Origin of the sequence: Marinobacter sp. JSM 1782161 (assembly GCF_011421605.1) — a bacterium.
In the GTDB taxonomy this organism is placed as follows: domain Bacteria; phylum Pseudomonadota; class Gammaproteobacteria; order Pseudomonadales; family Oleiphilaceae; genus Marinobacter_A; species Marinobacter_A bohaiensis.
The window spans coordinates 141,234-155,376 of sequence record NZ_WSSA01000003.1 but is presented as its reverse complement, the minus strand read 5'-3'; the positions used below and the strand labels follow the sequence as shown (position 1 = coordinate 155,376).

13 protein-coding genes are annotated in these 14,143 nt (G+C 63.0%); 8 read left to right on the top strand and 5 right to left on the bottom strand.

Translation table 11 applies throughout. From position 1 onward, the window contains the following. Positions 1-209 precede the first annotated feature (209 nt). Positions 210-1,778 (top strand): DNA recombination protein RmuC, encoded by a 1,569-nt coding sequence (gene rmuC, locus GQB00_RS13430; RefSeq protein ID WP_228276836.1) that lies wholly within the window; start codon positions 210-212, stop codon positions 1,776-1,778. 437 nt (positions 1,779-2,215) lie between these two features. Beyond that, entirely contained in the window at positions 2,216-3,049 is an 834-nt protein-coding gene (locus GQB00_RS13425; RefSeq protein ID WP_165856713.1) for a hypothetical protein, read from the top strand. Between the two features lie 35 nt (positions 3,050-3,084). On the opposite strand, the gene GQB00_RS13420 is transcribed toward GQB00_RS13425, so the two are convergent. Continuing rightward, positions 3,085-4,104, bottom strand: coding sequence for an AraC family transcriptional regulator (locus GQB00_RS13420; protein ID WP_165856712.1), 1,020 nt, complete (start codon positions 4,102-4,104; stop codon positions 3,085-3,087). 236 nt (positions 4,105-4,340) lie between these two features. Here GQB00_RS13420 and GQB00_RS13415 point away from each other — a divergent pair, with 236 nt between their 5' ends. After that, positions 4,341-5,483 carry a CaiB/BaiF CoA transferase family protein gene (locus tag GQB00_RS13415; protein ID WP_165856711.1) on the top strand — a complete coding sequence of 381 codons (1,143 nt, stop codon included), beginning with the start codon at positions 4,341-4,343 and terminating at the stop codon, positions 5,481-5,483. A 30-nt stretch (positions 5,484-5,513) separates the two neighbouring features. Here the strand turns inward: GQB00_RS13415 and GQB00_RS13410 are convergent, their stop codons facing one another. Both GQB00_RS13410 and GQB00_RS13405 read right to left on the bottom strand, forming a co-directional pair. Beyond that, on the bottom strand, positions 5,514-6,545 hold the full coding sequence (locus GQB00_RS13410; RefSeq protein WP_207950787.1) for an AraC family transcriptional regulator: 1,032 nt from the start codon (positions 6,543-6,545) through the stop codon (positions 5,514-5,516). 420 nt (positions 6,546-6,965) lie between these two features. Continuing rightward, positions 6,966-7,937, bottom strand: a complete 972-nt coding sequence (locus tag GQB00_RS13405; protein ID WP_165856710.1) for a response regulator — start codon at positions 7,935-7,937, stop codon at positions 6,966-6,968. 233 nt (positions 7,938-8,170) lie between these two features. On the opposite strand from GQB00_RS13405, the gene GQB00_RS13400 reads away from it, so the two are divergent. Further along, positions 8,171-8,653: a YajQ family cyclic di-GMP-binding protein gene (locus GQB00_RS13400; RefSeq protein ID WP_111497770.1), complete on the top strand. Its 483-nt coding sequence runs from the start codon at positions 8,171-8,173 to the stop codon at positions 8,651-8,653. A 76-nt stretch (positions 8,654-8,729) separates the two neighbouring features. Next, complete coding sequence (locus tag GQB00_RS13395; RefSeq protein WP_228160687.1) at positions 8,730-10,082, top strand: AmpG family muropeptide MFS transporter; 1,353 nt, start codon at positions 8,730-8,732, stop codon at positions 10,080-10,082. Positions 10,083-10,104: 22 nt separating this feature from the next. On the opposite strand, the gene GQB00_RS13390 is transcribed toward GQB00_RS13395, so the two are convergent. Next, positions 10,105-10,407 carry an MGMT family protein gene (locus tag GQB00_RS13390; RefSeq protein WP_111497933.1) on the bottom strand — a complete coding sequence of 101 codons (303 nt, stop codon included), beginning with the start codon at positions 10,405-10,407 and terminating at the stop codon, positions 10,105-10,107. A 16-nt stretch (positions 10,408-10,423) separates the two neighbouring features. After that, positions 10,424-11,185 (bottom strand): SDR family oxidoreductase, encoded by a 762-nt coding sequence (locus GQB00_RS13385; protein ID WP_165856709.1) that lies wholly within the window; start codon positions 11,183-11,185, stop codon positions 10,424-10,426. Positions 11,186-11,321: 136 nt separating this feature from the next. Between GQB00_RS13385 and GQB00_RS13380 the strand changes: the two genes are divergently transcribed. The 3 genes from GQB00_RS13380 to groL all read left to right on the top strand — a co-directional run bounded on the left by GQB00_RS13380 (position 11,322) and on the right by groL (position 14,010). After that, a complete protein-coding gene (locus tag GQB00_RS13380; protein WP_165856708.1) occupies positions 11,322-11,828 on the top strand; it encodes an FxsA family protein in 507 nt (168 codons plus the stop codon). 167 nt (positions 11,829-11,995) lie between these two features. Next, entirely contained in the window at positions 11,996-12,286 is a 291-nt protein-coding gene (groES, locus tag GQB00_RS13375) for a co-chaperone GroES (RefSeq protein WP_111497766.1), read from the top strand. A 71-nt stretch (positions 12,287-12,357) separates the two neighbouring features. After that, complete coding sequence (gene groL, locus GQB00_RS13370; protein WP_111497765.1) at positions 12,358-14,010, top strand: chaperonin GroEL; 1,653 nt, start codon at positions 12,358-12,360, stop codon at positions 14,008-14,010. The last annotated feature ends 133 nt before the right edge of the window (positions 14,011-14,143 follow it).

Genomic DNA, 14,143 nt, shown 5'->3' with positions numbered 1-14,143 from the left:
CATCCCTGGATGCAACCAACAGCACGGCGATCGCCTTTTTGCGAACCGGGTAGCGTGGGGAACGCAACAGCGGCACCGCATGGGCATCGATAATCACAAGCGTTGCGCATGTCCCCGCGTGCTCGCATCCCGCGTCGCCTGGCGGCGCGGCGTCCCTCGGCCCGAATCAACTTCAGGAGTAAACTGTGCCCTTGTCCCTGTCCCGGGAAATGATCCCCGAACTCGCCCTCATTGCCCTGGCGACACTGGTGTTGACCGCTGCGGTCTGTGTCGTGATCGGCCAGCGCCGTCTGCGCCGTGAACGGGAGGCTGCCCGGGCGCAGATCGGCTCGCTGGAAGAACAACTGGAGTCGGCGGCCCTGGCCAGCCACGAGGCCACCAGTCAGGTGGCCCTGCTGCAACAGGAGCGGGACCAGTTGCGGCAGCAGGAAGAGCGGGCCCGGCAGCAGGCCAGTGAACTGGAGGCCAGCCGCGAATCCTGGCGCAACAAGACCAGCGAGCTGGACAACCGGCTGGCCTCGCTGGAGGCGGAGAAATCCGCCGCCCACCGGCGTGAGGCGTCCCTGGAAACGCGCGTCAACGAGCTGAACGGACAGCACGAAAAGATCAGTCGCGAACTCTCCGACGCCCGGGTGTCGATTCGCGAATACGAGGTCACGCTGGAAGAGGAGCGACGTGCCACCGCCGAGAAGCTGGAGCTGCTCGAGCGCAACCGGGACGCCCTCAAGCAGGAGTTCGAGAACCTGGCCAACCGCATCTTCGAGCAGAAGAGCGAGCGCTTTTCCCAGCAGACCCGCACCAGCCTGGACACGCTGCTCAACCCCTTCCGCGACCAGTTGCAGGATTTCCGCAAGCGGGTGGAAGACGTCTACACCACGGAGACCCGTGACCGCCAGGCCCTGCGCAGCGAGATCGACGCGCTGCAGAAGCTGAACCGCCAGATCACCGAGGAAGCGGCCAACCTGACCAAAGCGCTGAAAGGCGACAAGAAGGTGCAGGGCAACTGGGGCGAGCTGATCCTGGAACGGGTGCTGGAAAAATCCGGGCTGCGCAAGGGCGTCGAATACGAGACCCAGGGCAGCTACCGCGATGCCGACGGACAGCTGCTGCGTCCGGACGTGGTGATCCACCTGCCCGACGAACGCAACCTGATCGTGGATTCCAAAGTGTCGCTGCTGGCCTACCAGGAGTGGGTCACCGCCGACGAGGACAGCGAGCGGGAAGCCGCCCTCAAGGCCCATGTGGACGCCGTGCGCCAGCACATCCGCGGCCTCAGCGAGAAGGATTACAGCCAGCTCCACGGCTTGCATTCGCCGGATTTCGTGTTGCTGTTCATGCCCATCGAACCGGCGTTCGTGGCCGCTTTCCAGTACGACGAAAAGCTGTTCGCCGAAGCCTTCGAGCGCAAGATCATCGTGGTCACCCCCACCACCTTGCTGGCCACGCTGCGCACCATCGAGAACATCTGGCGTTACGAGCGCCAGAGCCAGAACGCCCGCCTGATCGCCGACCGGGCCGGCGCCGTCTACGACAAGCTGCGCGTGTTCGTGGAGTCCATGGAAAAACTGGGGGGCCAGTTGCAGACCGCCCAGGGCACCTACGACTCGGCCATGAATACGCTGACCCGGGGCAAGGGCAACCTGATTTCCCAGGCCAACCGCTTCGTCGAGCTGGGTGTACGGGTCAAGAAAGAACTGCCCAAAGCGGTGCGCGACCAGGCCGAGATCGGTGAGCGACCGGACGAGCCGCCGGTGCGCGCCGTCGGCAAGGATGATTGATTGCGGTGGGCCGCAGTTCACAGAGGGTGTCTGGCCGCTTCTCTAGAATGGCGGGATCATCCTTCAATCGCCGGGAGCCACCCGATGATCGACGCGGCGCACCCCCCAGCCGGTTTTCGTGAGCCATCGCTTCCCGTTTCCAGCGGCCGCTGCGGCGGCGAAGACGACGAACACACCGATGGCACCGTGATTGTCGACTGATGCGCGATTGTTGCCAGATGAACGATTGTTGGACGAAGGGCGTGCGCACCACAGGCGTCAGGTTGAATCCTGGCGGTTTATGGCAGAAACTTTTGTAAAAATAGGCATTGAGACGATGTACTTGGAAACCGGGAGGAAGCCCGCCCTGGCGCGGTTCCTCGACACCCCGAAAGACCCGATGGTCCGGCGTGGGCTGTGGTTTCCAATCCAGTGATGTACCTGCGGAGAATTCAGGAATGAAAAGCATATGGATGGGTGTGGTTGTCAGTGGAATGCTGTTCGCCCAATTGGCTTACGCCTTGCCGCCCGAGCATGAAACCCGCCGCCTGATGATAGCGGTGGAGAAGGCGGTCGCCGACGAGAAGTGGGGCGAAGCCGGCGAATACCTCAATCGCCTGCAATCACTGGAAACGCCCAAACCCGCTGAATACGCCTTCTATCGCGGTCGGGTGATGTTCGAGGCGGGGCACCTGAACGAAGCCATGTCCGCACTGGAAACCTACGTCACCCAGGTTGGTGCCGAGGGCGAGCATTACACGGAGGCGCTGGAGCTGATTACCGCCGTCGAGCAGACCCGCAACGAGCAGGGCGATGTGGCGGCAGCCGCCCAGTCCCAGGGTGACCCGGTGGCAACCATTGAGCCGGCCGCTGGTGATGCTATCCGGGACCTGCAGCGTCTCTATCTGGCCGACACCCCGCAACAGGCCCTGGAGCGTCATGCCAACAGTCTGTTGTCCCAGAATGCATGGCGTAACAACAACGGCCGGGTGATTCGCGCCGACGAATCGCCGGATGTGCAATATCGCGTTCAGGCGGGCAACGGCGAGCTGCAGGTGCAGGAAACCCGCCGCCTGGGGGATGGTCGCTCTGAAGTCATTTCCACCCGGCTGTCTGTGTACGGTATTAACCCGCTGCTGCGCTGGGACTGCCCGGATGACGGTCGCACCTGCTGGATCTACGATCCGCGCGACGGCTCGCGCTGGCTCAAGTTGGGTGGTCAGCCGGACACCACCCAGGCCCTGGCGCGCACCCTGGGTGATCTGATTCGCCGTCTGCAGTCACCGACCTGATTTGTCGGGCCCGGCATGCCGATGCGCTGCCGGGCTCAGCTCTCCTCTCCGCCGCCGTCCCGCCAGGCGCCCGGCGTCATGCCGGTCCATTTCTTGAACGCGCGATGAAAGGTCGATGGCTCGGTAAACCCGACGTCGTGGGCGATGTCGTTGATGGGGCGGTCGCCCCGGCTCAGGTAGTAGATCGCCAGATCCCGGCGCAGCAGGTCCTTGATCTCCTGGAATGAGGTGTTCTCCTGCTTCAGGCGTCGGCGCAGGGTCTGTGGGCTGACGTGCAGTTCCGAGGCAATCCACTCGAAATCCGGCAGGGCCCGGGAGAAATCCCGTCCGATCAGGGCGCGGATGCGGCCGGTGAAGCTGTGCCCCTCGTCCGGACGGGCCAAAAGGTCCGCCGGCGAGGTTTTCAGGAAACGGCGCAACTCCGGCCGGTCGCGGATGATCGGCGCGGCCAGGAAGCGTCGGTCGAACAACAACTCGGTGCGCTCCGCATTGAAGGTGAGCGGACAGTGAAAGATGTGGCGGTACTCGTCGGCGTGGGCCGGTGGCGGGTAATCGAAGCGGGCACCATCCAGCGTGATCGCCTGCCCGATGAGCCAGCTGAACAAGCGGTGCCAGATGACCAGGATGCTCTCGCGCAGGAAGTACTGGGGATCGGCCAGCGTGCCGCTGGCCTCCAGCACCAGTGCGACCTGACCACTGTCCTCCCGCTCTTCCAGGCGCATGCAGACGGTGCCGTCGAACAGTCGCGAGAACTGGTGGGCCCGCTGCAGACCGCCGCGCAGTGTCGAATGTCCGATCACCAGCGTGCACAGGGTGGCGAAGGTGCCCGGATGGCAGCGTCGCGGTCCCAGGCCCATGAATTCGTCCGCCATGGTCTCCCAGATGACCTGCATCAGCCGGGTAAACTGGCCGCTGCTGACCCGGGCGCCGGGCGCACGCAGCCGCTCCGGTGCGATGCCGGCGGTACGCAGCAGGGCATCGGTATCAAGAGCGTGTTGTTGGGCCCCGCCCAGGGCAGCGCGCACGAAGTGTCCGGAGACCGTCAGTTTTGCCATCCAGTGACCTGTATTCCAACGAAACATCGCTCATCATAAGAGGGTGCCGGGGCTTTGCAACCAACCTGGCCGGCCTGGTGGGCCAGTGAATTGATCGTTCCGGCCAGTCGCTTTGGCGGATGAGGCTGTTGGCAGTCCGGCGCCGGGCGGGCAGTCTGAAGATCGAGTTCGCCGTGCTCGTCGATGGCGTCGCGTTTTATGGAATTCAAGCGTCTGAAGTTAAGAGGAGGAGTGGTATGGCCGGACCCCTGCAAGGACTTCGTGTGCTCGATTTTACCACCTTGTTGCCTGGGCCCTACGCCACCATGATGCTGGCCGATATGGGGGCGGAGGTCCTGCGGGTAGAGGCGCCGGACCGGCTGGATCTGACCCGCGTCATGCCGCCGCACGAGGGCGGTACGAGCACCGCCCACGCCTACGTGAACCGGGGCAAGGCGTCCCTGGCGCTTGACCTGAAACAGCCGGACAGCGTGGCGGTGATCAAGCAATTGGTGGCGGATTACGACATTGTGATCGAGCAGTTTCGCCCTGGCGTCATGGACCGTCTCGGGATTGGCTACGACACGCTGCGGGACATCAATCCGTCCCTGATCTACTGCGCCATCACCGGCTACGGCCAGACCGGCCCCTATCGCTACCGCGCCGGGCACGACATCAATTACCTCGCTCTGGCCGGTGTGAGCAGTCATTGTGGCCGGCAGGCGTCCGGGCCGCCGCCGCTGGGCATTCAGGTGGCGGACGTGGCCGGCGGCTCGCACCATGCGGTCATGGGCATCCTGGCGGCGGTCATTCACCGCCAGCAAACGGGGGAGGGGCAATTGGTCGACGTGAGCATGACCGACGCGGCCTTTGCGCTCAACGGCATGGCCGGAGCGGCCTGCCTGGCGGGAGGTGAGGTTCCGGGGCCGGAGCGCTCACTGCTTAACGGCGGCTCGTTTTACGACTATTACGAGACCGCCGACGGGCGCTGGCTGTCGGTGGGCAGTCTGGAACCGGCGTTCATGGCCCGGCTGTGCGATGCGCTGGGCCTGTCGGAGCTGAAAGATCAGGGGTTGAGCCCGGACCCGGAGCGCCAGCGCGAACTCAAGCAGGCGCTGAAAAGTGCCCTGGCCGAACGCACGCTGGATGAGTGGCAAGCGCTGTTCGCCGAGCTGGACGCTTGCGTGGAGCCGGTGCTCACTGTGGCCGAAGCGTCGGCGCACCCGCAACTGCGGGCCCGCGACATGGTACTGGATGTGCCGCGCCCTGAGGGCGGCACGCAGCCGCAACTGGGGCATCCCATCAAGTTCAGTGCCACACCCTGTCAGGCACACCATACCGGCCGCTCCCTGGGCGCCGACAGCGACGCCGTGCTCGGATCACTGGCGCGAGCGAGGTAGTGTCCGGTCCGTTATAAAACGAATGGGGCACTAGTCCTGATGCTGGCGCCGGAAATCGGTCGGCGTCTGGCCGGTACGCTGCCGGAACAGCCGGTGAAACGACGTGGCTGCAGCGAAACCCAGGCGGTCGGCGATGTCGGCAATGGCCAGGTCGGTATGGATCAGCAGGTCGGCGGCCAGCGACTGGCGCACCTCGTCGAGTAACGCCTGGTAGCTGGCGCCCTCGCGGTTGAGGCGGCGTTGCAGGGTGCGGCGGGTCATGTGCAGGTCGGCGGCAACCAGATCCTGGCGGCTGACACCCTGCAGCAGCTGATGGCGGATGGCCTCGCGCACCCGGGTGAGCAGGGCGGCATCGTCCTGGATGCTCGCCATCTGGTGTCGGGCGTGGGCTTCCAGGGTGCGTCGCAGGCTTGGGTCCGGCTGGCGCAGCGGGATGTCCAGCAACCGCCGGGCGGCCACGACGCGATTGTCGTCCGCGCCAAAAATCACCGGGCAGCCCCAGCGACCGGTGTACGCGGCCTCCAACGCTGCGCCCGGTGAAGGGCGCTCCAGGCGCACTTCGATGGGCGCGGTGTCCGTGTCGTCGCCGAGCCAGCGTGCGTACTGGATCCAGGAAGCGATGACGTTGTCGATCAGGTGAGGGCGGACCAGCGGATCGGTGTAGGCGCATTGCCAGACCAGGTGCATGGTATCGCCCTGGAGGTCGAAGCGAGTGAGCCCCATGTCGCCCACCAGTTTCTCATAGGGAACGATCGCCTGGATGGCCTCGCCCAGGGTGGCGCAGCTCATGGTGATGTAGCCCAGCACGCTGTAGGAGCCGGGTTGCACGAAGTCGCCTGTTTCCAGTCCGAGAATGGGGGTGTCTGCGGCTTCCACGAGCAGGCGGATGAAGTGCTGGAAGCGGGCGCCGTCGATGCGTTGATCATCCGGCGTCTGTGCCGTCAGTCCGATGCCGGCGGTGGCCAGAAGAGACGCGGTGGCAACGCCTTTGGCTTCGGCGGCGCGCAGGTATTGTCGTACGGCGGCCATGGACGCCGTGCCCAGGGAAGAAATCGTGGTCATGCCGGTTGTTGTCGTTGTTCCGATACGGCATTGATAACGGATCGGCGCTTTCGGATCAACGGCTGATGACCTGTGTGGAGACGCAAAGGCCTGCTGGCGTGTTGAAATCAGGGGAACGATTGACGGCGGGGGAGGTTGCAGCGTTACCGGCGGGTCAAATAGCAGGCAATAAAAAAGCGGCCTGGATACCCAGTCCGCCTGGAAACATAAGGAAAGAACGAAAGTGCCTGAAACATTCGTTAATCCGCTGGATGTGACCCCATTAACCGACGGAGGGACTTCTGACTCTCCAGACTGCATCCTTGGAGGACTGCTCACTCCTCCGTCGTGGGGGGATACTGCTTACATCCACGATTGAAATAGTAAGGCTGGCCCGCTCTGAAGTCTGTGTGTGAAGTGTGTACCGTTGTAACGAAATGTTCAGGCTATCTCCGGTACCCGGGCGCGAACTTCGGTGAACAGGCGGGTTTCGTGGGCGTTGGCCAGGCCCTGGCTGGCGGCCTGCTGCACGGATTTGACGCCGGGTCCGGGAATCTGTCCGTCGCAACGGCACAGGACCATGTCGGCCTCCAGCGAAATGTAGCCCACGGAGGTCTTCAGGGCCTGGTGGTTGATGCCGTCGTGAATGCGTCGGAAGGTGGCGGTGGTGCAATGTTCCGGGTTGTCGAAGTAGGCCACGATGGCGAACTGGTTGTCGGCGATCCGGCACAGGCTGTCCATCGGCCGAACCAGGTGCTCCAGGCGCTGGCCGATGGTGGTGGCCAGTTCCTTCATGGTGGACGGCAGGTACTGGGCCTTGAGGGTGTTCCAGTTGCGGATTCCTACCAGCAGGTAGGCACAGGCGCCGCCCCGACTGTCCGCCTGGCGTAGGCAGCGCTCCAGTCGGTCGCCGGCGTAGTTGTTGTTATACAGGCCGGTTTCCACGTCCACGATGTTGCGGGCCTGCAGCTCCTGATTGCGCTGCTCCAGCAACGCGTTGTTGCTGAGCAGGGAGTTCTGGCGGTCGGTGATGCGGTCGGCGGCGAATACCCGCGGCAGGAGCTGGCGGTTCATCTCGGACTTGTAGACGAAGTCGTCGACGCCGCGGTCGAAGGCTTCGGCCAGGGCCTCGACGCTCTCCCGCGCCGTCAGCAGCATCACGTAGGTGTAGTGGTGTTCCTGTTCGTCGATCTGCCGCACCCGGTCGGTCAGCTCAAGGCCATCCATCTCGGGCATCAGCCAGTCGGCAATCAGCAGGCCTACGGGGCGCTGCTCCATCAGCTCCAGGGCCTGAGGCGCATTATGGGCGATGCGCACATCGTCGTAACCGGCTTTGGCAAGGGCGCGGCTGACCACCATGCTACTGAATTTAGCGTCGTCGACGACGAGGATGGGCAGGTCGAAATTGGGCATGTTGACTCACTACGTGTCACGGTCCGATCCATGGTGCGACCGCCAGAGCAAGTTGCTATCCTAGCGGCCGGTAGAAAAGCGTCGCTCCGTCCGATGGGCGTGGCGCTGTCCGAGTATTTCGCGGCCATTATAGCCACAATTTGTGGCTGTGCTGCGGTCTGATTGGCAAACCTGCGAATTCATGGCTGATGAACCCGATACACCAGTCGGTTCGCACATCTGGAGCTGACATCATGCCGTCCTTTGATATTGTTTCCGAAATTGACATGCACGAAGTCACCAATGCGGTGGACCAGGCCAGGCGCGACCTGGGCAATCGCTGGGATTTCAAGAACGTGGAGGCGGGCTTCGAGCTGGACGACAACGGCATCACCGTCAGCGCCGAGCAGGATTTCCAGCTCGAGCAATTGATGGACATGCTGCGGATGGCGTTCGCCAAGCGTGGCGTCGATACCCGATCTCTGGTGGAAGGGGAGGACTCCCACTCCGGCAAGCTGATGCGCAAGCACTTCACCCTGCGTCAGGGCATCGAAACGCCGGACGCCAAGAAGATCGTCAAGCTGATCAAGGACGCCAAGATGAAAGTCCAGGCCAGCATTCAGGGCGACAAGGTGCGGGTTACCGGCAAGAAGCGCGACGACCTCCAGGGCGCGATTGCCCTGATCAAGGAATCGGAGCTGGAGCTGCCGCTGCAGTTCAACAATTTCCGCGACTGACGGAGCCTTTGCCATCACTCCCCACGCCCGGCGCGATGCCTTTCTCGAGGCCCTGAAGACGTTCACCCAGTGGCAGGTGGTGGCCATGCTGTTTCTGGGGTTCTCGGCCGGGCTGCCGTTCCTGCTGGTGTTTTCCACCCTGAACGCCCGTCTGGCGGACGTGGGTGTGGAAACCGCCACCATCGGTTTCTTCAGCTGGCTGGGGATCACCTATTCGGTCAAGGTGTTCTGGGCGCCGGTGGTGGACCGGGTGTCCCTGCCCGTGCTCGATCGACTGCTTGGCAAGCGCCGCAGCTGGATGCTGCTGGCCCAGTGCGGGATCGCCGTCGGGCTGTTCCTGATGGCGCGGATCGATCCGGTCGCCGCACCCACCCTGATGGCGCTCTGCGGGTTGCTGGTGGCGTTCTCTTCCGCCACCCAGGACGTTGCCATCGACGCGTACCGCATCGAGATCGCCGAACCCCGAATCCAGGCGGCCCTGGCGGCGGCCTACATCTTTGGCTATCGCGTGGCGCTTCTGGTGGCGGGGGCTGGAGCCCTGTATCTCGCGGAGTTCTGGTCCTGGCAGATCTCCTACGATGTGATGGCGCTGCTGGTGGGCGTCGGAATTGCTACCGTCCTTGTGGTGCGCGAGCCCAGGGTCAACCACCATGCGGCTGCGGCGGATCTGGCGCACCGGGTGGAGGAAGAGGTAATGCGCCGTGGGCATCTGTCGCCGCGAATGGCCCGGATGACCGGCTGGTTTTCCGCTGCTGTGGGCGGTCCCTTCCTGGACTTTTTCCGGCGCTATCGCGACCTGGCGCTGATGATCCTGCTGCTGGTGGCGGTCTACCGCATTTGTGACATCGCCATGGGCGTCATGGCCAACCCGTTCTATCTGAATTACATGGGCTTCTCGAAGACCGATGTCGCGGATGTCACCAAGGTGTTCGGGTTTTTCATGACCATCCTGGGGTCGGGTGTGGGTGGACTGCTGGTGGCCCGTTACGGCATCCGTCCGATTCTTCTGATCGGCGCGATCCTGACCGCGGGCAGCAACCTGCTGTTCATGCTGATCGCCCAGTATCCGCCGGATATCTGGACCCTGGCGCTGGTGGTCAGCGCCGATAACCTCAGTGGCGGTATCGCCAACGTAGCCCTGATTGCCTGGCTTTCCAGTATGACCAGCGCTTCGTTTACCGCCACCCAGTACGCGCTGTTCAGCTCGCTGATGACCCTGCCGGGCAAGTTCATCGGCGGCTTCTCCGGTCTGGTGGTCGAGGGGTTCGATTACGGCGGGTTCTTCCTGATCTCGGCGGCAACCGGCCTGCCGGCCATTCTGCTGTGCCTGTACATGATGCGGCACGGCAAGCGGCTGGACGCGCTGGCGCCCGCCAAGGAAGCGGCGGAGGGCGATCAGGACGGGGCGGCCCAGCAGCGGCCAGCCTAGACCGACGGAGTCAGGGGCGGCGTCAGGGCTGCCAGCGGAACCGGGGCATCGAGACCTTGCCGTTGCGCACCAGCACACCTTCCTCGGTCAGCCGCCGACTCTGGAAATGGAAACGGTTGGAGTCCGGCGGGAAGGCGATGCGGCCGTCCTGCTTCAGCACCCGGTGCCAGGGCACGTCGGACCCTTCCGGCAGCTGTCCCATGGTGCGCCCCACGAAGCGCGCCAGCCCCTTGAAGCCGGCCAGCTCCGCCACCTGGCTGTAGCTTGCGACGCGGCCGGTCGGGATGGCGCAGACCACCTGCCAGATGATCTGCTCCCGGGTCATGCCGGCGTCGCCGGAATCAGAGCCGGAGGGCACCGTCCACCTCGATCATGCGTCCGGACAGGTAGTCGTTCTCGAAGATGAAAGCGGCCGCCGAGGCGATCTCGTCCGGTGAGCCCATGCGCTTGAGCGGAATGCCGGCCGTCATTTTCTCCAGCGCCTCGGGTTTCATGGAGGCGGTCATCTCGGTTTCGATAAAGCCGGGCGCGATGCCCATGGCGCGGATGCCGTAACGCGCCAGTTCTTTGGCCCAGACCGGCACCAGCGCAGCGACGGCGGCCTTGGCGGCGGAGTAGTTGCTCTGCCCCATGTTGCCGGCGCGGGAAATGCTGCTGATGTTGATGATCACGCCCGGGTCGCCGTTCTCGATCATCTTGCTGGCCGCTTCCCGGCCGCACAGGAACACGCCGGTGAGGTTCACGTCGATCACCGCCTGCCATTCGGCCAGGGACATGCGTTTGGCGATCTCCCCGTCCTTCGCCTTGATCATCAGCCCGTCACGCAGGATGCCGGCGTTGTTGATCAGCCCGTTGAGCTGTCCGAAATCGGCGACGATGGCGGCAAACGTGGTCTCAACATCGTCCTCCTTCGCCACGTTGCAGGTGTAGGCGCGGGCGTCGCCACCCGCCGCCTGGCACGCGACGACGGCTTCATCCAGCTTTTCCGGCAGCAGGTCGATCAGCGCCAGTCGGGCGCCCCGGGCGGCCAGGTACTCGGCCATGGCACGGCCCAGACCCTGGCCGCCACCGGTGATTGCAATCACGGAATCTTGAAGTTTCATGCTCTGCCCTAATTGTTTGTTGTGGGATGGTTATGCCGGCGCGTGCGCGTTAACCGGGCACATGACGAGCGGCAGTATATCAGAGGGGCTTTGGTGAGCATGGCCCCGTTTACACACAGCAATTGAGGAGCCTGACATGGGTTTCCTGTTTTTGGGATTCATTGTGCTGCCCATCGTCGAGATGGTGGTCCTGATCAAAGTGGGCGGCATTATCGGGGCGTTGAATACGGTGGGGCTGGTTCTGCTGACTGCCGTCATCGGTGCCGCCCTTTTGCGTCAGCAGGGGCTGTCGACCCTGTTCCGGGCCAACCAGCGACTGAACAGCGGCGAGCTGCCCGCCCGCGAGGTGGCCGAAGGGCTGATCCTGGCGGTAGGCGGCGCGCTGCTGTTGACTCCCGGTTTCGTCACCGACACGGTCGGCTTCCTGTGCCTGCTGCCGTTCACCCGGCAGTGGCTGGCTTCCAAGGCCCTCAAGCGGATGGTGGTGGCCGGGTCGTCGAGCAGTCAGTTCCATTTCCACATGGGCGGCCAGAATCCCTTCGGCCAGGGGCGCTCAAAGGATGACGATATCATCGAGGGGGAGTACCGCCACGAGGACGACGGGAAGCCTTCGCAGGAGCGGGATTGGCTGGAAAAAAAGTGAAAAATTTTTCGCCACGGGGAGTTGAAATGTAGGTGCAAACCCCCACATAAGGATCACAAGTTTGCTGAGGGTCACGAAGATCCTGACAAAACAGGCGCTTACGAGCCCCAGCGTTTTGAGCAAACCTCATTGCCAATGACAATCTGACTATTTGGAGAAACCGAGCAATGAAAATTCGTCCGCTACACGATCGTGTTGTCGTACGCCGTAAGGAAGAGGAAGAGAAGACCGCTGGCGGTATCGTCCTGCCCGGCAACGCCAAGGAAAAGCCGTCCCAGGGCGAGGTGATCGCCGTTGGTAACGGTCGCGTTCTGGACAACGGCGAAACCCGTGCCCTGGCGGTCAACGTCGGTGATACGGTGGTGTTTGGTCAGTTCGCTGGTAACACCGTGAAGGTTGACGGCGAAGATCTGCTCATCATGAACGAGAGCGATATCTACGGCGTACTGGAAAGCTAAGTCCGGTTCCCACGTTTAACCCGATATTCGACGACTGGTTTAACGAATAAACGATCACAGGAAAGACAACTATGGCAGCTAAAGACGTTAAATTTGGCGATTCAGCCCGCAAGCGTATGGTTGCAGGCGTCAACATTCTGGCTGACGCGGTTAAAGTGACTCTGGGCCCGAAAGGCCGCAACGTGGTTCTGGACAAGTCCTTCGGCGCACCGACCGTCACCAAGGACGGCGTTTCCGTTGCCAAGGAAATCGAGCTGAAAGACAAGTTCGAGAACATGGGCGCCCAGATGGTCAAGGAAGTCGCTTCCCAGACCAACGATACGGCGGGCGACGGCACCACGACCGCGACCGTACTGGCACAGTCCATCGTTAACGAAGGTCTGAAAGCGGTTGCCGCGGGCATGAACCCGATGGACCTCAAGCGTGGCATCGACAAGGCCACCACCGTTGCGGTCAAGTCCATCCGTGACATGGCCAAGCCCTGTGACGACAGCCGCAACATCGCCCAGGTCGGCACCATCTCCGCCAACGGCGACGAGACCATCGGCAAGATCATTGCTGACGCCATGGAGCGTGTTGGCAAGGAAGGCGTTATCACCGTCGAGGAAGGCCGTGGCCTGGAAGACGAGCTGGACGTGGTTGAAGGCATGCAATTCGATCGCGGCTACCTGTCTCCGTACTTCGTCAACAACCAGGACAGCATGACCGCCGAGCTGGACGATCCGTACATCCTGCTGGTGGACAAGAAGATCTCCAACATCCGCGAACTGCTGCCGGTGCTGGAAAGCGTCGCGAAGGCAGGCAAGCCGCTGATGATCATCGCCGAAGACATCGAAGGCGAAGCGCTGGCGACCCTGGTCGTCAACAACATGCGCGGTATCGTCAAGGTGGCTGCTGTGAAGGCGCCAGGCTTCGGTGATCGTCGCAAGGAAATGCTGCAGGATATCGCCATCCTGTCCGGCGGTACCGTCATCTCCGAGGAAGTGGGTCTGACCCTGGAAAACGCTTCGCTGGACGATCTGGGTACTGCCAAGCGCGTCAACATCTCCAAGGAAAACACCACCATCATCGATGGCGCGGGTGCCGAGGCGGATATCGAAGCGCGCGTTGAGCAGATCCGCAAGCAGATCGAAGACAGCTCTTCCGACTACGACAAGGAAAAGCTGCAGGAGCGCGTTGCCAAGCTGGCCGGCGGTGTTGCCGTCATCAAGGTTGGCGCCGGTTCCGAAGTGGAAATGAAAGAGAAGAAGGCTCGCGTTGAAGACGCGCTGCACTCCACCCGCGCCGCCGTTGAAGAAGGCATCGTGGCCGGTGGTGGCGTGACGCTGATCCGTGCCCTGGCGGCTCTGGACAGTGTTGCGGCTGAAAACGAAGAGCAGAAAGCCGGCATCAACATCCTGCGTCGTGCGATGGAAGCGCCTCTGCGCCAGATCGTCACCAATGCCGGCGGTGAAGCCTCTGTGGTTGTCGACAAGGTCCGTCAGGGCGAAGGCAGCTACGGCTACAACGCGGCAACCGAAGGCTACGGCGACATGCTCGAGATGGGCATCCTCGACCCGGCCAAGGTGACCCGCTCCGCGCTGCAGGCAGCCGCTTCCGTTGCCGGTCTGATGATCACCACCGAAGCGATGGTGACTGACGAGCCGGAAGACGAGAAAGCGGGCGGCGCCATGCCGGACATGGGTGGCATGGGCGGAATGGGTGGTATGGGCGGCATGATGTAAGCCGGCCGTCACCTGACGCCTGACCGCTTAAGGTCGCAAAGCCCCGCGTTTCGACGCGGGGCTTTTTTTTGCCGTTTTGTTTCATCTCAGGGTCATGACAATATGCTTTGATAACAAAGTATTGGCGATGTTT

What these genes read in the sequence shown, in the direction of transcription:
- groL (WP_111497765.1), top strand. Translation starts at nt 12,358, where the DNA reads ATGGCAGCTAAAGACGTTAAATTTGGCGATTCAGCCCGCAAGCGTATG.
- GQB00_RS13390 (WP_111497933.1), bottom strand. Translation starts at nt 10,407, where the DNA reads ATGACCCGGGAGCAGATCATCTGGCAGGTGGTCTGCGCCATCCCGACC.
- GQB00_RS13400 (WP_111497770.1), top strand. Translation starts at nt 8,171, where the DNA reads ATGCCGTCCTTTGATATTGTTTCCGAAATTGACATGCACGAAGTCACC.
- GQB00_RS13425 (WP_165856713.1), top strand. Translation starts at nt 2,216, where the DNA reads ATGAAAAGCATATGGATGGGTGTGGTTGTCAGTGGAATGCTGTTCGCC.
- rmuC (WP_228276836.1), top strand. Translation starts at nt 210, where the DNA reads ATGATCCCCGAACTCGCCCTCATTGCCCTGGCGACACTGGTGTTGACC.
- GQB00_RS13420 (WP_165856712.1), bottom strand. Translation starts at nt 4,104, where the DNA reads ATGGCAAAACTGACGGTCTCCGGACACTTCGTGCGCGCTGCCCTGGGC.
- GQB00_RS13405 (WP_165856710.1), bottom strand. Translation starts at nt 7,937, where the DNA reads ATGCCCAATTTCGACCTGCCCATCCTCGTCGTCGACGACGCTAAATTC.
- GQB00_RS13410 (WP_207950787.1), bottom strand. Translation starts at nt 6,545, where the DNA reads ATGACCACGATTTCTTCCCTGGGCACGGCGTCCATGGCCGCCGTACGA.
- groES (WP_111497766.1), top strand. Translation starts at nt 11,996, where the DNA reads ATGAAAATTCGTCCGCTACACGATCGTGTTGTCGTACGCCGTAAGGAA.
- GQB00_RS13380 (WP_165856708.1), top strand. Translation starts at nt 11,322, where the DNA reads ATGGGTTTCCTGTTTTTGGGATTCATTGTGCTGCCCATCGTCGAGATG.
- GQB00_RS13415 (WP_165856711.1), top strand. Translation starts at nt 4,341, where the DNA reads ATGGCCGGACCCCTGCAAGGACTTCGTGTGCTCGATTTTACCACCTTG.
- GQB00_RS13385 (WP_165856709.1), bottom strand. Translation starts at nt 11,185, where the DNA reads ATGAAACTTCAAGATTCCGTGATTGCAATCACCGGTGGCGGCCAGGGT.